This is a genomic window from Limnobacter thiooxidans (assembly GCF_036323495.1).
Classification (GTDB): Bacteria; Pseudomonadota; Gammaproteobacteria; order Burkholderiales; family Burkholderiaceae_B; genus Limnobacter; species Limnobacter thiooxidans.
Genome location: NZ_AP028947.1, coordinates 51,871 through 65,756, shown reverse-complemented (window position 1 = coordinate 65,756; position 13,886 = coordinate 51,871). Strand labels below are relative to the sequence as shown.

The window sequence follows — 13,886 nt, the reverse complement described above, 5'->3', positions numbered from 1 at the left end:
TTTAGATGAACCCCACACCAACCTGAAACAACTTTTCTACCTGCGGCACCAGTTTGCGGTTTTCAACAAAAGTGATGATGTGGTCTTCTGCTTCAATGACCGTGTCGTGGTGCGCCATGATGACCTGGTCACCGCGCACAATGGCACCAATCACCGCACCTTTGGGCATGTCGATCTTTTCGATACTACGCCCCACGACTTTTGACGACTTGGAATCGCCATGGGCAATGGTTTCAATGGCCTCAGCCACGCCGCGGCGAAGCCGGTGCACCGCCACTACATCACCACGGCGAATGTGCTTGAGCAACTCGCTCAACGTGGCATTTGAAGGCGCCAGCGCAATGTCAATTTGCCCACCCTGCACCAGCTCGGCATACACCTTGCGCTGAATCAGCGCGATGACCCGGCGTGCGCCCATGCGCTTGGCCAGAAGTGAGGACATGATGTTGTTCTCGTCATCGTTGGTCAGTGCGATGAAGGTGTCCACATCCTGTACATTTTCTTCGGCCAGCAAGTCTTCATCGGTGGCATCGCCATACAACACCAGCGTGCGCGAACCCAGTTGGCTGGCCAGGTCTTCGCAACGCTTGCGGTCTGCATCAATCACCTTCACCTGGTAGTTTTCTTCCAGGCTTTTGGCAAGCCTCAACCCAATATTCCCGCCACCTGCAATCATCACCTTGGTCACTGGCTTGGACATGCGCCGAAGCTCAGCCATCACAGTTCGCACATGCTCTGTGGCAGACAGGCAAAACACCTCGTCCCCAGGCTGAATGGTGGTGTAGCCTTCGACGGCCACTGGCTGGTTTTCGCGAAACAGGGCCACAATGCGCACATCAACCTTGGGAAGGTGCTTGCGTATGTCTTCAATCGGATGCGACACCAATGGCCCGCCGGCGTAGGCACGCACGGAAACCAGTGTCACCTTGCCATCGGCAAAATCAAGGACCTGCAAGGCATCGGGAAATTCAATCAGCCGTTCAATGTGGTCGGTCACGCTTTGCTCGGGGCAAATCACGTGGTCTACATTGAAGCCTTCATCACCATGCAAATTACCTTGTTCAAGCATTTCAGGTGATCGCACCCGCGCGATGCGGCGGGGCACATTGAACATCAACGCCGCCATGCGGCAAGCCACCAGGTTGGTTTCGTCGTTGCGGGTTACGGCCACCAGCATGTCTGCGTCTTCGGCACCAGCCTGTTTCAACACACGGGGAATGGCACCGTTGCCTGCAATGGTGCGCAGATCGAAACGATCCTGCAAATCAGCCAGCACTGCCGGGTCCGGGTCAATCAAGGTGATGTCATTGTGTTCAGACACCAGGCTTTCCGCGAGGCTTGCGCCCACGCGCCCAGCACCAACAATAATGATTTTCATGCGATGTTTTTGCGCGCGGTGCGACCCACTTCCACGCCGAGTTGTTTGAGCTTGCGATACAAGTGGGTACGTTCAATGCCCGTGCGCTCGGCCAGGCGGGTCATGCTGCCATTTTCAAGGCGCAAATGGTACTCAAAGTAAATACGTTCGAAGGAATCGCGGGCATCGCGCAACTGGGCGTCCAAGTCGAGCGTGGACAATTCAGCCAGGGCAAGACCCAAGGGGCTGGTGTCTGGTGTGGATACCCCGCTGGCCGGAGCCCCGGAGGTCGTTGCGCCCAAGCCTTGCGCGGTGCCGGTTTTGGGTTGGGCCTGCATCAAAGCGCGCGCAGACTGCACCATTTTTCCGCGAGCCAGGCCCTTTTCAACAGCACCTAGCAGTTTTTGCAGTGAAATGGGTTTCTCAAGAAAATCCAGTGCGCCAATGCGTGTGGCCTCCACGGCCGTGTCGATTGTGGCGTGACCACTCATCATGATGACGGGCATGGTCAAAAGGCCCTTCACGGACCATTCTTTCAGAAGGGTCACGCCATCGGTGTCAGGCATCCAAATGTCGAGCAGTACCAGGTCAAGCTGCTCCTGCTCACGCAAAGTTCTGGCCTGGCTTGCATTTTCTGCAAGCAGCACCGCGTGTCCTTCGTCACCTAGAATTTCAGACAGCAATTCCCGAATTCCAATTTCGTCATCAACAACGAGAATGGTCGCCATGGTTAGAGAGTTCCTTTGTTATGCGGCCTGACTATGTTCGGCATTGTTCAACGTGTTTTGCAAGACAGGGAAGGTCAGTTCCACCGCCGCACCAACCACTCGTCCTTGTGCATCTACCCTGTTGCGTATGGCAATTCGCGCTTTGTGTTCGTCGGCGATTTTTCTCACGATGGCCAAACCCAAACCGGTACCCTTGGTCTTGGTGGTAATGTACGGCTCGAAGGCCTTGGCCAACAAGTCCGGATTAAACCCGGGGCCATTGTCGGCTACCACCAATTTCACACCGACCAGTTGGTCTTGATCACCTTCCGGCGATTTCAAGCCCTCGGTTCTCAACTCCACACGAGGTTGATCGCAATCCGCACAAGCGTCTAATGCATTTTGCAACAAATTGTGGATCACTTGGCGCAACTGCGACGAATCTCCCGCCACCAGCGGCAAATTTTCAGTCAATTTCGGAATGAAGCGCGTGTCCAGTTGTTCTTCCATGCCCACATGCACATCGTACAGCGCCAATACATCCACCACCAAGTCGTTCAGGTCCAGCGGTTTCAGGTCGGCGGGCGGCAAGCGTGCGTAATCACGGAAGTCGTTCACCAACCGCTTCAGTGACTCCACTTGATTCACGATAGTCCGCGTGGCCCGCTGCAAAATGCCCGATTCAGGTTCCTGCAGCTTGTCGGCCAGTTTCATTTGCAGGCGCTCTGCAGACAACTGGATGGGCGTTAGCGGATTCTTGATTTCATGGGCAAGGCGGCGGGCCACTTCACCCCAGGCCGCCGTGCGCTGGGCGGAAATCAGCGCAGTGATGTCATCGCACACCAGCACATAGCCCGCCTTTTCGCCAGGCAGGCGAGAACCCCTGACCAGGATGGACTTTGAACTTTGGGAATCAAACGCGCGGGGAATTTCAAGCTGCTTTTGCCAGATCCCGCTGTCCTCACCCTCAGTGCCCTGGTGGTCTGCCACGCTTGCGCGCACCGCCATTGCAAAGCCTTCGAGACCGGGCATTTCATCCAGCGTGTGGCCCTGGTTCTCGGCCAGTGACCGGTCGAAAATCCGCAGGGCGCCATCGTTGTACATTTTCAGGCGTAGCTTGTGGTCCAGCACCAGGACCCCGGCCGACAGACTGGTGAGCAAGCTTTGCAGGAAGTCGTTGTTGGCAGCCAGCTGGTTCTGGTTGGCCTGCAAACGCCGCTGCGCTTCCGACAACTGCCGGGTCATGGTGTTGAAGGAATCGACCAGCTCGCGCAACTCGTCATCGGCATTGACTGGCTGCATGGTTTTGAAGTCGCCACTGGCCAAGGCCTTGGTGCCTTCCGCCAACCACAACAGGGGCGAAGACAAGCGTGACGACAACCAGAATGCGGCGGCCACCGATACAAACACGGTCAGCAACAGCGCAAGCGTCAAGGTGATGCCATAAATCTTGCGCAAACCGGAACGCGACAACTGCAATTCCTGGTAGTCCCGGTACACGCTTTGTACGGCATTGGCCCGTTGGGAAAGGGTGGTGGGCACCGGGTGCATGATTTGCACATACCTCTGACCCAGATCAAAGCTGGTCAAGGGAGGCGCAATCGGCACCACCACTCGCATGTACAGCCTTTCTTCGGGGTCATCCGGATCGGGCTCAATTTGCTGGAAAGGTCGAGTCATTAGGGCCTGACGCAACATGACTTGGGTGGGCAAACTGGGCAGCAAGCTGTCAAGCGCGCCACCGGAGCTGCCAAGGATCTGGCCTGTTTCGGTCAGCAGAGTGAGTTCTTGCACATTGGCCGCATCGCGCAGGCGCGGCAATTCCAGCAGTTGCTCGCTTGGTGTAGCGCGAGAAAGCTCAATCGAGATCGACTGGCCTTTCAAACTGAGTTCATTGATCAGGCTGTCCAGTGCGGTTTGCCCCAAGTTCAAACCCGACTCCAACGCGCCGTCCACCCGCACGTCAAACCAGCTGTCGATACTTTTTGCAAGAAACTGCACCGAGACGAGATACAACACAAAACCGGGAATCAGGCCCATCAGTGCAAATGAAACCGACATGCGCAACATCAGGCGGGAACCGAATACACCTGCGCGGTAACGCCGTACCATGCGAACAACAAGCAACACCAGAATGGCAAAAAGGCCTGCTGCAATCACACCGTTCAGCGTAATGAGCAAAGGATAATTGCTTTCAAAAAAATCGGTGTTCGACGACGCGGAAGCAAGCAGGAACAGAAACACACCGCCCAAACCACCCATGATCAACAGCGTGTATCGCAGCCAGCGCGTGTTCTCAAGCCACGGGTTCATTTGAGCGCCTCGCGCCGAGGGGTGAACTCAAAGGTCAGCCATTCGGATGACAAATCCCATTCGCTGTTCACCAAGGCGCTGATCTGGAAAGGCTTGGGCAATTCCGTCAACAGCAAGCGAAAACGCACGTGGGCCACATAGGGCTCGCCAATGGCAATACGGTCACGTGGTATGACCGACCAATCCTTGATTTTCACCATATGCTGCATCACATCCTCAAGCGTTGGCGCATTGTAGGTACTGGACGGGGTGATCAGGCGGTAGGTGCGGGTGAGGGCGTTGTACGACAAATTGTAAGGGTAGGTGGTGCTGATGACTTGTTCATCCACCCAATACCAGCGCGGGCGAGTCAGCTCAAAATCGACTGCGAACTGCAAGGGCAAGCCACGGTCCACAGCCTCCCGAAGCTTGTGACCCAACTGGATGTTGAATTCCGCAGCCAGGCTCCAGCCCGCTTCTGCAGGTGGCCGGGTTGGCTCCAGCTTCACCGCGGTGACCTTGGTCACAGAATCCTGCTGCGCGAAAGCCAGCACAAGGTTGCCCAACAGAATCAAGCCCAAAAGGGCCTGCAGCATGCGGGACCAATACAAAGGGCGAGCCTGGCTAGGTTTCAAGGCACACCCTCAACTGATGGGAGATTTTTCGAACTTGGCGTAGAAAAAGCCATCGGGTGACGCTTCGAATCCAGCGTTGTCGCTGCCCGTTGAACTGGTTGGCAATACCAAACCGGGCGCCGCATGGGCCACCGCATCGGGATGGTTGTCTTGGAAAGCTGCTGCCAACTGGGGGCCCTCTTCAGGAAAGATGGAACACGTCACCAGCAAAAGTGTACCGCCCGGCTTTAGCGTAGACCACAAGGCATTCAGTAATTTGTGTTGTAAGCGCGACAACTTGGCCACATCGTCCGGTCTGCGCAACCATGGGATATCCGGGTGACGGCGCACCACACCTGAACCAGTGCAAGGCACGTCCGCCAGAATGCCGTCGAAGGGCACACCGTCCCACCAGCTCTCCAGTTGCTCGGCCTGAGCCACCTTCAGCTTCAGGTTCCATTGCCCAGTCAAGGTGGGGGCAATGCGGCGAATGTTGTCTTCAACGCGGTCCAGTCGGTGCGGGCTTGAATCGAGTGCCACCAGGTCAATGTCTGCCAGTTCCAGCAAATGGCCTGTCTTTCCACCTGGCGCAGCGCAAGCATCCAGAATTCGCTGACCATTCTGGGGGTTCAGCAAAGGTGCAGCCATTTGGGCGGCGCTGTCCTGTACCGACACGTGCCCAAGCTCGAAGCCGGGCAGGGACGACACGGGCACCGGTTTTTCAATCCACACGGCCTGTGGACCGATCACCGATGCGGCCATGCCAGCGGCATTCAATTGGTCCGAATAGGCCTGGGCCGTCATGCAACGGCTGTTGACACGCACCACCAGGGGTGGATGGCTTTGGGCTTGTGCAAGCACCGTTTGCCATTGTTCAGGGTGACCCGCCTTGAGTTGTTCTACCCACCACACTGGCAAGTTGTGCTGGGCCAGTGGGTCTTCAAGCGCCTTGGTTCGCCAGGTGTTTGCATCACGTAGAAAGTTTCGCAGGCAAGCGTTGGCCAGGCCTTTTGCGCGCGCAAACTGTTCGCTGCCGGTGCAGGCATACACCATCTGATCCACCACCGTGTGCGCAGGGTACTTCGGGTTCTTGCCTTCCCACAACAAACCGAAACCAAGGGCCATCAACTCATTCAAGGGTTCCGGGCTCAACAAGGGCTTTCCGCTGATCAGGCGGGTAAGAACCTGGCCCTGACCCAGGTGGCGCATGCCGAAATAGGCCAGGTCCTGAATGGCACCCAATGCCTGGGGAGTTTTCACACCCTTGGTTTCCTGGGCAATGGCCTGATCAAGTGAACGACCCTCACGCAATACACGGGTTAGAACGGCTGCTGCTTTCAACAGTGCAAAGGCAAGGCTTGCTTCAGCCAGCTTTGGCGGCTTCGTATTCATCATTTGAACAATTTCTGGAGAGTGGTCGGTAATCAGGAATGGCAGGCGTTTTGCCTGCCATCGACTTGTATTCGCTTGTCTTTATCGCTTTATTCTATTCAGGCACCCAGCTGGCTTCCGGCATTCAGACCCAGCGCTTGCGCCACCTGGTGCGCAGCCTGTCGTTTGGCACCCGCTTTTTGCGCGGTACGAATCCGCAAAACGCCTTGACCACACTGCACTTCAAAGCCTGCAGGGCCCACGGCCAAAACTTGTCCCACGGTACCCATCAAGCCGGCGATGGCAACAGTCTGCGGGTCGAAACACTTCAGGGGTTCGCCATTGAACAGGGTATTGGCACCGGGAAACGGATCGAAGGCTCGCAGTGTACGCTGAAGTTCAACTGCACTGCGCTTCCAGTCGATATTGCCTTCTGCTTTCGTGATTTTCTCAGCGTAGGTGACGCCCACCACGGGCTGTGGCACCAAGGGCAGGGTTTCATCTTGCAAAGCGTCCAGTGCCTCAACCAGCAGGTCGCCACCCAACACAGCCAGCTTGTCGTGCAGCGTGGCGGCGGTGTCGGTCAGTTCAATCGGCAAGGCACGGTGCAAACGCACAGGTCCGGTGTCCAGCCCGGCTTCCATCTGCATGATGCACACGCCGGTTTCAGTGTCGCCCGCCTCGATACAACGCTGGATGGGCGCAGCACCCCGCCAGCGCGGCAACAGGCTGCCATGAATATTCAGACAACCCAGCCGTGGTGCATCCAGCACCACTTGCGGCAAGATCAGCCCGTAAGCGGCCACCACCAGCACGTCCAGCGCCTGCCCATGCACAGCTGTTTTCAGGGCATCCAGCGCCTGCACCGCTTCGTCACCCTTTTTCAGACTGACCGGCTGCAACACGGGCAATTCGTGTTCAAGTGCCAGCTGCTTGACAGGCGAGGCCTGAAGCTTCATTCCCCGGCCTGCCGGGCGATCAGGTTGAGTCAGCACCAAGTGTACGGGGTAGCCAGCGGCAATGAGTTTTTCCAGCGCCACCCGGGCAAACTCGGGCGTGCCGGCAAAACCCACTTTCAGGGTTCGATTCATGGAGGAGTAGGCAATCAAGCGGTTTGAAGCTTGTCTTGCTTCTTCATTTTGGTTTTGATGCGGGTTTGCTTGAGCTGTGACAGGTATTCAACAAACACCTTGCCATTCAAATGGTCAATTTCATGCTGAATGCACACCGCCAGCAGTTCATCGCAATCGATCTCGAACCACTCGCCTTTCACGTTTTGGGCACGCACCTTCACGGTGTCGGGGCGTTCCACTTTCTCATAAATGCCGGGTACGGAAAGGCAGCCTTCCTCGTACACCTTGCTTTCAGCGCTGGCGCCGACAATTTCCGGGTTGATGAACACGGTCAAGCCGGTGTTGTCTTCGGTCACGTCAATCACGATGACCCGCTTGTGCACATTCACCTGCGTAGCAGCAAGGCCAACGCCGGGGGCATCGTACATCGTCTCTGCCATGTCTTGGGTCAGCTTGACAAGCGCGTCATCAAACTGGGTGACAGGGGTAGCAACCGTTTTCAAGCGCGGATCCGGATAACGCAAAATTGGAAGTAAAGCCATGATCTCTAAACCTTAACTGTCATGTGCAAAAGGATAACCCTTCTGTGACAAAAATAGTTCGCGAATTCCATGAGTAAACCGATGCACGACCTGCTACAGGGCATGAACCTGGCCTACAACACGGGTCTCAAAGCCCGCGAACGTTATGAACTGGCTCAAAAAAGCCACAACCGCAGTTTACCTGCTCCCTGCGATGCTGTTCGCCTTTGGCACCTTGTCGCGCACGACTGGTTGCTGCAAAGCAACAAGCGATTCTGGGTGGCACTGGGTCATGCGAACTACCCTGCAGCCCTGCTGGCGCTCAAAGACCCGCCCTTGATTTTGTTTGGCGAAGGCAATGCCACGTTACTGAACACCCCGGGCATTGCCATGGTGGGCAGCCGCAATGCAAGCCGCACGGGTTTGGGCACGGCGCACGGGTTTGCAAGGGAATTTACCCGCCGTGGATGGACGGTGATCAGCGGTTTGGCTGAAGGCATTGATGGCGCAGCGCATACAGGTGCACTGGAAGCCCGAGGCAACACCATTGCCGTGCTGGGTTGTGGACCCGATGAAATTTACCCGAAGCACCATGCAGGTCTTAAGGCCAGAATCATTCAGGAAGGAGGCCTGGTGCTGTCGGAGTACCCGCCCGGCACAGCCCCCCAACCCGGGTTTTTCCCCCGCCGCAACCGCATTATTGCAGGCCTGTCTGATGGTTTGCTGGTGGTTGAGGCAGCCCTGCGCTCGGGTTCACTGATTACCGCACGGGTGGCCAGTGAACTGGGTCGCCCGGTCGGCGCCATTCCGGGTTCCATTCACAGCAGCCAGAGCAAGGGTTGCCATGCCATGATCAAAAAAGGGGCCTTGCTGGTTGAAACCGCCCAAGAGTTGCTGGATGAGGCTGCCGCTACACTGCCCGAGTACAAAACCCCATTCAACCCTTCCCTGTTGCAAGAAGAGCACACACACTGCGATGATGAATTTGAACGGGCCCCCACGCCCCACGCGGGGCTGGACACCAGCCTGAAAGCCGTTTTGGACAGCCTGGGCCATGAACCTGTTCATGTAGACGCATTGGCCGGGCAATTGGGTTTCAGCACTGAAGACACTGTGGCTGCGCTGGTTGAACTGGAACTGCTTGGATTGACGCTGGGGGAGGCCGGAAACCGCTGGGTACGCTCAAATGGTGTATTTTAGACACGGCTGGTTTCACCCAGACCGAGAAGATTGTGTGGAAAGCCTTGATTTGTTGAAGGGCTGACACTTACACTTCGGCGCACAAGGCCTTGAAATTACACACACTGACGAGTTGGACTAATTGAGTAGCGAAAACCCCAAAAAACTGATCATCGCGGAAAAACCTTCTGTTGCGGCCGACATTGCGCGCTCGCTAGGGGGTTTCACCAAGCACGACGATTATTTCGAAAGCGACGATTACGTGCTTTCCTCGGCCGTAGGCCATTTGGTGGAAATCAAGGCGCCCGAAGAATTTGAAGTCAAGCGCGGCAAATGGAGTTTCGCCAACCTGCCGGTATTGCCCACGCACTTTGACCTGAACCCGATTGCCAAAACAGAATCGCGCCTGAAAGTGCTGAACAAGCTGATCAAGCGCAAGGACGTGGTCGGCTTGATCAACGCCTGTGACGCGGGCCGTGAAGGTGAACTGATTTTCCGGCTGATTGCGCAATACGCCAAGTCCAGCAAGCCGGTTGAACGCCTGTGGCTGCAGTCCATGACACCCGCTGCCATTCGCCAGGCCTTCTCCAGCCTGCGAAGCGATGCGGACATGATGCCGCTGGCCGATGCGGCCCGTTGCCGTTCGGAGGCCGACTGGTTGGTGGGCATCAACGGTACGCGCGCCATGACTGCATTCAACAGCAAGGAAGGCGGCTTTTACCTGACCACCGTGGGGCGAGTACAAACCCCCACGTTGGCCATCGTGGTGGAACGTGAAGAAAAAATCCGCAAGTTTGTTTCCCGCACCTATTTTGAAGTGCGCGCCAGCTTTGGTGCACAAGCAGGTGCCTACGAGGGCAAATGGTTCGACCGCAATTTCAAGAAGGCCGAAGACCCTGAGCAGCGTGCGGACCGCATGTGGGATGAGGCCAAGGCCAAAGCCATCGTGGCCGCCTGTGACGGCAAGCCCGGCACCGTGGAAGAAGAAAGCAAGCCCACCACCCAGATTGCACCGCAGCTGTTCGATTTGACCAGCCTGCAACGCGAAGCCAACAGCCGCTTCGGCTTTTCAGCCAAAAACACCTTGGGCCTGGCCCAGGCGCTGTATGAAAAGCACAAGGTGCTGACTTACCCACGTACCGACTCCAAGGCCCTGCCTGAAGACTACATGCCCACGGTCAACCAGACCCTGAAAAGCTTTGTGGGCCTGGATACGGGCCACATTGCCGGTGCCTATGGGCCATTCTGTGAGCAAATTCTCAAGAACAACTGGGTAAAACCCAACAAACGGGTGTTCGACAACAGCAAGATTTCAGACCACTTTGCGATCATTCCGACCCTGCAGGTGCCGAAAAACCTGAGCGAACCTGAAGCCAAGTTGTATGACCTGGTGGTGAAACGTTTCCTTGCCGTGTTTTTCCCGCCCGCAGAATTCAACGTCACCACCCGCATTACCACGGTGGAAGGCCACCCCTTCAAAACCGAGGGCAAGGTGCTGGTCAAGCCAGGCTGGCTGGCCATTTATGGCCGTGCGGCGGCTGCAGCGGGGGACGACAGTCTGGTGGCTGTTGAAGAAGGTGAAAAAGTCAGCACCGATGAAATTGACGTGCACACGCTGCACACCAAACCACCTGCACGCTACAGTGAAGCCACGCTGCTTTCCGCCATGGAAGGTGCAGGCAAGTTGGTGGAAGAAGAAGAACTGCGCGACGCCATGGGCACCAAAGGCCTGGGCACACCAGCCACGCGTGCGGCCACCATTGAAGGCCTGATCAACGAGAAGTACCTGGTGCGTGAAGAACGCGCACTGGTGCCCACCGCCAAGGCCTTCCAGCTGCTGACCCTGCTGCGCGGCCTGGACGTGGAAGAACTGACCATGCCGGAATTGACCGGCGAGTGGGAATACAAACTTTCCCGGATGGAGAAGGGAGAGTTGTCGCGCGAGCAGTTCATGGAGGAGATCGCCAAGATCACCCAGAACATCGTGGACCGCGCCAAGAACTACACCGAGGAAACCATTCCCGGTGACTACGCTACCCTGGTCACTCCCTGCCCGAATTGCGGCAGTATAGTCAAGGAAAATTACCGCCGCTTTGCCTGCACGAAATGCGAATTCTCGATTTCCAAGGTGCCTGGCGGGCGCCAGTTTGAAGTTGAAGAAGTGGAAAAGCTGCTTCAAGACCGTGAACTGCCGATGCTGGACGGTTTCCGCAGCAAGATGGGCCGCCCCTTTGCAGCAGTGCTTAAGCTGACTGCCGAGCACAAACTTGAATTTGACTTTGGCCAGGCCAAGGACGATGACAACGGCGAGCCAGTCGATTTTTCAGGCGAAACCCGTTTGGGCCCCTGCCCGAAATGCGCCTCGAATGTGTACGAGCAAGCCACCAGCTATGTGTGCGAAAAGTCGGTCGGACCCACCAAAAACTGCGATTTCCGTTCAGGCAAAGTGATTTTGCAGCAACCCATTGAGCGCGAGCAAATGGAAAAATTGTTGCTCGACGGCAAAACCGATTTGCTGACGCGCTTTGTGTCCTCAAAAACCCGGCGGGCATTCAAGGCGTTTCTGGTGAAGAAACCCGACGGCGCAATTGGTTTTGAATTTGAGGCCAAGGCCGAGAAAAAGCCGGCTGCAGCAGCCAAGGGCAAAACAGCTGCAGTTGCCAAGCCAGCAACGGCCAAACCAGCCGCTGCAAAAGCCACCGCCAAACCCAAGGCCACAGCAAAGCCCAAAGCAGTGAAGGCCGCTAAAGAAACGTCTTAATTGCCTGTCCAGAAAACACTCACGCCCTTGCACCCCGGGGCCTGATTTTTCCCAGCAATTTCGATTCGAAAGGTTGATCCAGGCAGTGGTCAGCCACCAACCAGCCCCCCAACGCAGCCCACAACAAACCCCTCGATGCAAAGCCGGTGCTCATGAACACACCGGGCATGTTGGGTACAGGTCCGATCGCGGGCAGCCGGTCATGCCACACCGCGCGCACGGCACAGCGGTGGTCCACTACATTGCCCAGGGGCCAGTCTGGAAATGCAGCCCTGAACCGGGCCACGTTGAGCTCGTCCGCTTCTGGCGTGGGGTTCAAATCCAGCACAGGCCGCTCGTAGGTGGCGCCCAGCACCAACCAGTTTTCTCGCGGTGGTGCAATGGCATAACTTTCACCAGACAAGACCACATTGGGCTGCACCGTGGCCTGCAGTTTGCTGATTTGCCCTTTGACCACGCCCACTTTTGCGCCGTCAATGGGTGCCAATATGATGGATTGCTCGGCACTACACACCACCACGGCATCGTGTTGTTCACGCAGGGCGGTTAAATCATGCACCGGGGTGTTGTAATGGGTGGTCAGCAAACTGCCACAGGCCTGCAAATTGGCCTGTACCCAACGCGCAGGTTTTACCCACCCGCCTTGCGGAAAATAAAGCCCGCTTAGGGGTGTGGGCAGTAGGGAATCAGGTTCAGCCCAACGCACCAGGCTTTCCGGAAAAGCCAATTGCGCCAGGGTTTCTCGGGTTCGCTCGGCCTCGTCTACAGGCACGGTTTGCAAGTGACCGGGCGTGGCCCAATCCTCGTCTTTCTGTAGAAAGCCTTGCTCGGTCAGTGTGTTCAGGGCCTGGACTGTGTGTTCAAAACCCAAGCGACTTAAACGCGACAAAGGCGAATCACCCCGGGTGATGTGAGGGTGAAATGCGCCCACCCAGTTGCCAGAAGCGCCTGTGGCAGGCCCGCCAGCCTGGTCGTACAGGTGCACCTGCACCCCGCGTTGGCAAAGCGCCAGGGCCACGCTGCTGCCGGCAATGCCGGCGCCCACCACTGCGACACTTTCGGGCTGGTTCATGGCAAGCGGCTGGCGCGCCATGCGCCGGCCATATTGGCGGTGCGCGTCGGGTTCTAGCACCGCATCAAAACAGCCCTGGAATTCCTGCAAGGCCGCCTTGGTGTTGCCTACCCAAAGGTGCAGTTCCACATTGAGTTCCGGCATTTGCATGAAATGCAGGCCGGGGGCCAATACACCGTTAAGCAAGCCAGTGGGCAGTGCCGGGTTGTTGAACTCGGTTGCTGCCTGGTAGCGCAGCCTTGCAAAAGGCCGCGACGGTGTGCGCTGAAGCAGCGATAACAGTGCATGAAAGGTTTCACCTGCACCGAAATGAGGGTCTAGAACGGTGTACACGGGCTGTCGCGATTCAAGCCATGACGTACAAACGGTTCGAACAATTTCCGGGCTGACCATGAAGCGGCGCAGTGAATGACAAGCTGTGAATTGTAACCCAGCCTCTGCATGGCAGATTTTTAGTTCTCATGCTAATATGAGCCGTTAATCATACTTGTGCAGGTTTGTGATGATATCTATCCACTGGGAGGCTTTCACGCCTTACTCCGCATTGCTGGGCGGGATGATGATCGGTGTGTCCGCAGTGATGCTGATTCTGTTGACAGGCCGAGTGGCCGGTATCAGCGGTATTCTTGGCGGGCTGATCAAACCCCAAAGCAATGAAACCCTGTGGCGCTTCACCTTTGTGCTGGGCATGGTGACAGCACCCTGGCTTTACATGGCCACCATGGGCAGCTTTGAATTTGAAAGCCCGCGTGGCCCCTTGGCCTTGATCGTGGCAGGCCTGTTGGTGGGCTATGGCACGCGCTTGGGCTCTGGCTGCACCAGCGGTCATGGGGTGTGCGGTTTGTCGCGTCTGTCGCTTCGTTCATTGGTGGCCACTGGCGTTTTCATGACGGTTGGTTTCGTGGTTGCGTCCCTGTTGATGCACGCAATCTGATCAGG

11 protein-coding genes are annotated in these 13,886 nt (G+C 56.8%); 3 read left to right on the top strand and 8 right to left on the bottom strand.

Features of this window, described 5'->3' with window-relative positions; translation table 11 throughout:
- Position 1: 1 nt before the first annotated feature.
- The 7 genes from trkA to def all read right to left on the bottom strand — a co-directional run bounded on the left by trkA (position 2) and on the right by def (position 7,956).
- Complete coding sequence (gene trkA, locus RGQ30_RS00275) at positions 2-1,378, bottom strand: Trk system potassium transporter TrkA (RefSeq protein WP_130557196.1); 1,377 nt, start codon at positions 1,376-1,378, stop codon at positions 2-4.
- A complete protein-coding gene (locus tag RGQ30_RS00270; RefSeq protein WP_130557197.1) occupies positions 1,375-2,085 on the bottom strand; it encodes a response regulator in 711 nt (236 codons plus the stop codon). Before RGQ30_RS00270 ends, trkA begins: the two co-directional genes overlap by 4 nt.
- An 18-nt stretch (positions 2,086-2,103) precedes the next feature.
- On the bottom strand, positions 2,104-4,377 hold the full coding sequence (locus RGQ30_RS00265; protein WP_130557198.1) for an ATP-binding protein: 2,274 nt from the start codon (positions 4,375-4,377) through the stop codon (positions 2,104-2,106).
- Positions 4,374-4,991 carry a DUF4390 domain-containing protein gene (locus RGQ30_RS00260; RefSeq protein WP_130557199.1) on the bottom strand — a complete coding sequence of 206 codons (618 nt, stop codon included), beginning with the start codon at positions 4,989-4,991 and terminating at the stop codon, positions 4,374-4,376. Before RGQ30_RS00260 ends, RGQ30_RS00265 begins: the two co-directional genes overlap by 4 nt.
- Positions 4,992-5,000: 9 nt before the next feature.
- Positions 5,001-6,365, bottom strand: a complete 1,365-nt coding sequence (gene rsmB, locus RGQ30_RS00255) for a 16S rRNA (cytosine(967)-C(5))-methyltransferase RsmB (protein WP_338284594.1) — start codon at positions 6,363-6,365, stop codon at positions 5,001-5,003.
- A gap of 95 nt (positions 6,366-6,460) precedes the next feature.
- On the bottom strand, positions 6,461-7,432 hold the full coding sequence (fmt, locus tag RGQ30_RS00250; RefSeq protein WP_298218327.1) for a methionyl-tRNA formyltransferase: 972 nt from the start codon (positions 7,430-7,432) through the stop codon (positions 6,461-6,463).
- Positions 7,433-7,446: 14 nt separating this feature from the next.
- Positions 7,447-7,956: a peptide deformylase gene (gene def, locus RGQ30_RS00245; protein WP_130557201.1), complete on the bottom strand. Its 510-nt coding sequence runs from the start codon at positions 7,954-7,956 to the stop codon at positions 7,447-7,449.
- Between the two features lie 69 nt (positions 7,957-8,025).
- On the opposite strand from def, the gene dprA reads away from it, so the two are divergent.
- A complete protein-coding gene (gene dprA / locus RGQ30_RS00240) occupies positions 8,026-9,135 on the top strand; it encodes a DNA-processing protein DprA (RefSeq protein ID WP_130557202.1) in 1,110 nt (369 codons plus the stop codon).
- A gap of 121 nt (positions 9,136-9,256) precedes the next feature.
- Positions 9,257-11,875 (top strand): DNA topoisomerase III, encoded by a 2,619-nt coding sequence (locus RGQ30_RS00235; protein WP_130557203.1) that lies wholly within the window; start codon positions 9,257-9,259, stop codon positions 11,873-11,875.
- A 19-nt stretch (positions 11,876-11,894) separates the two neighbouring features.
- Here RGQ30_RS00235 and mnmC1 read toward each other — a convergent pair whose 3' ends face one another.
- Positions 11,895-13,280: an FAD-dependent 5-carboxymethylaminomethyl-2-thiouridine(34) oxidoreductase MnmC1 gene (mnmC1, locus tag RGQ30_RS00230; RefSeq protein WP_338284592.1), complete on the bottom strand. Its 1,386-nt coding sequence runs from the start codon at positions 13,278-13,280 to the stop codon at positions 11,895-11,897.
- A gap of 172 nt (positions 13,281-13,452) precedes the next feature.
- On the opposite strand from mnmC1, the gene RGQ30_RS00225 reads away from it, so the two are divergent.
- Positions 13,453-13,881: a YeeE/YedE family protein gene (locus tag RGQ30_RS00225; RefSeq protein WP_338284891.1), complete on the top strand. Its 429-nt coding sequence runs from the start codon at positions 13,453-13,455 to the stop codon at positions 13,879-13,881.
- Positions 13,882-13,886 lie beyond the last annotated feature (5 nt).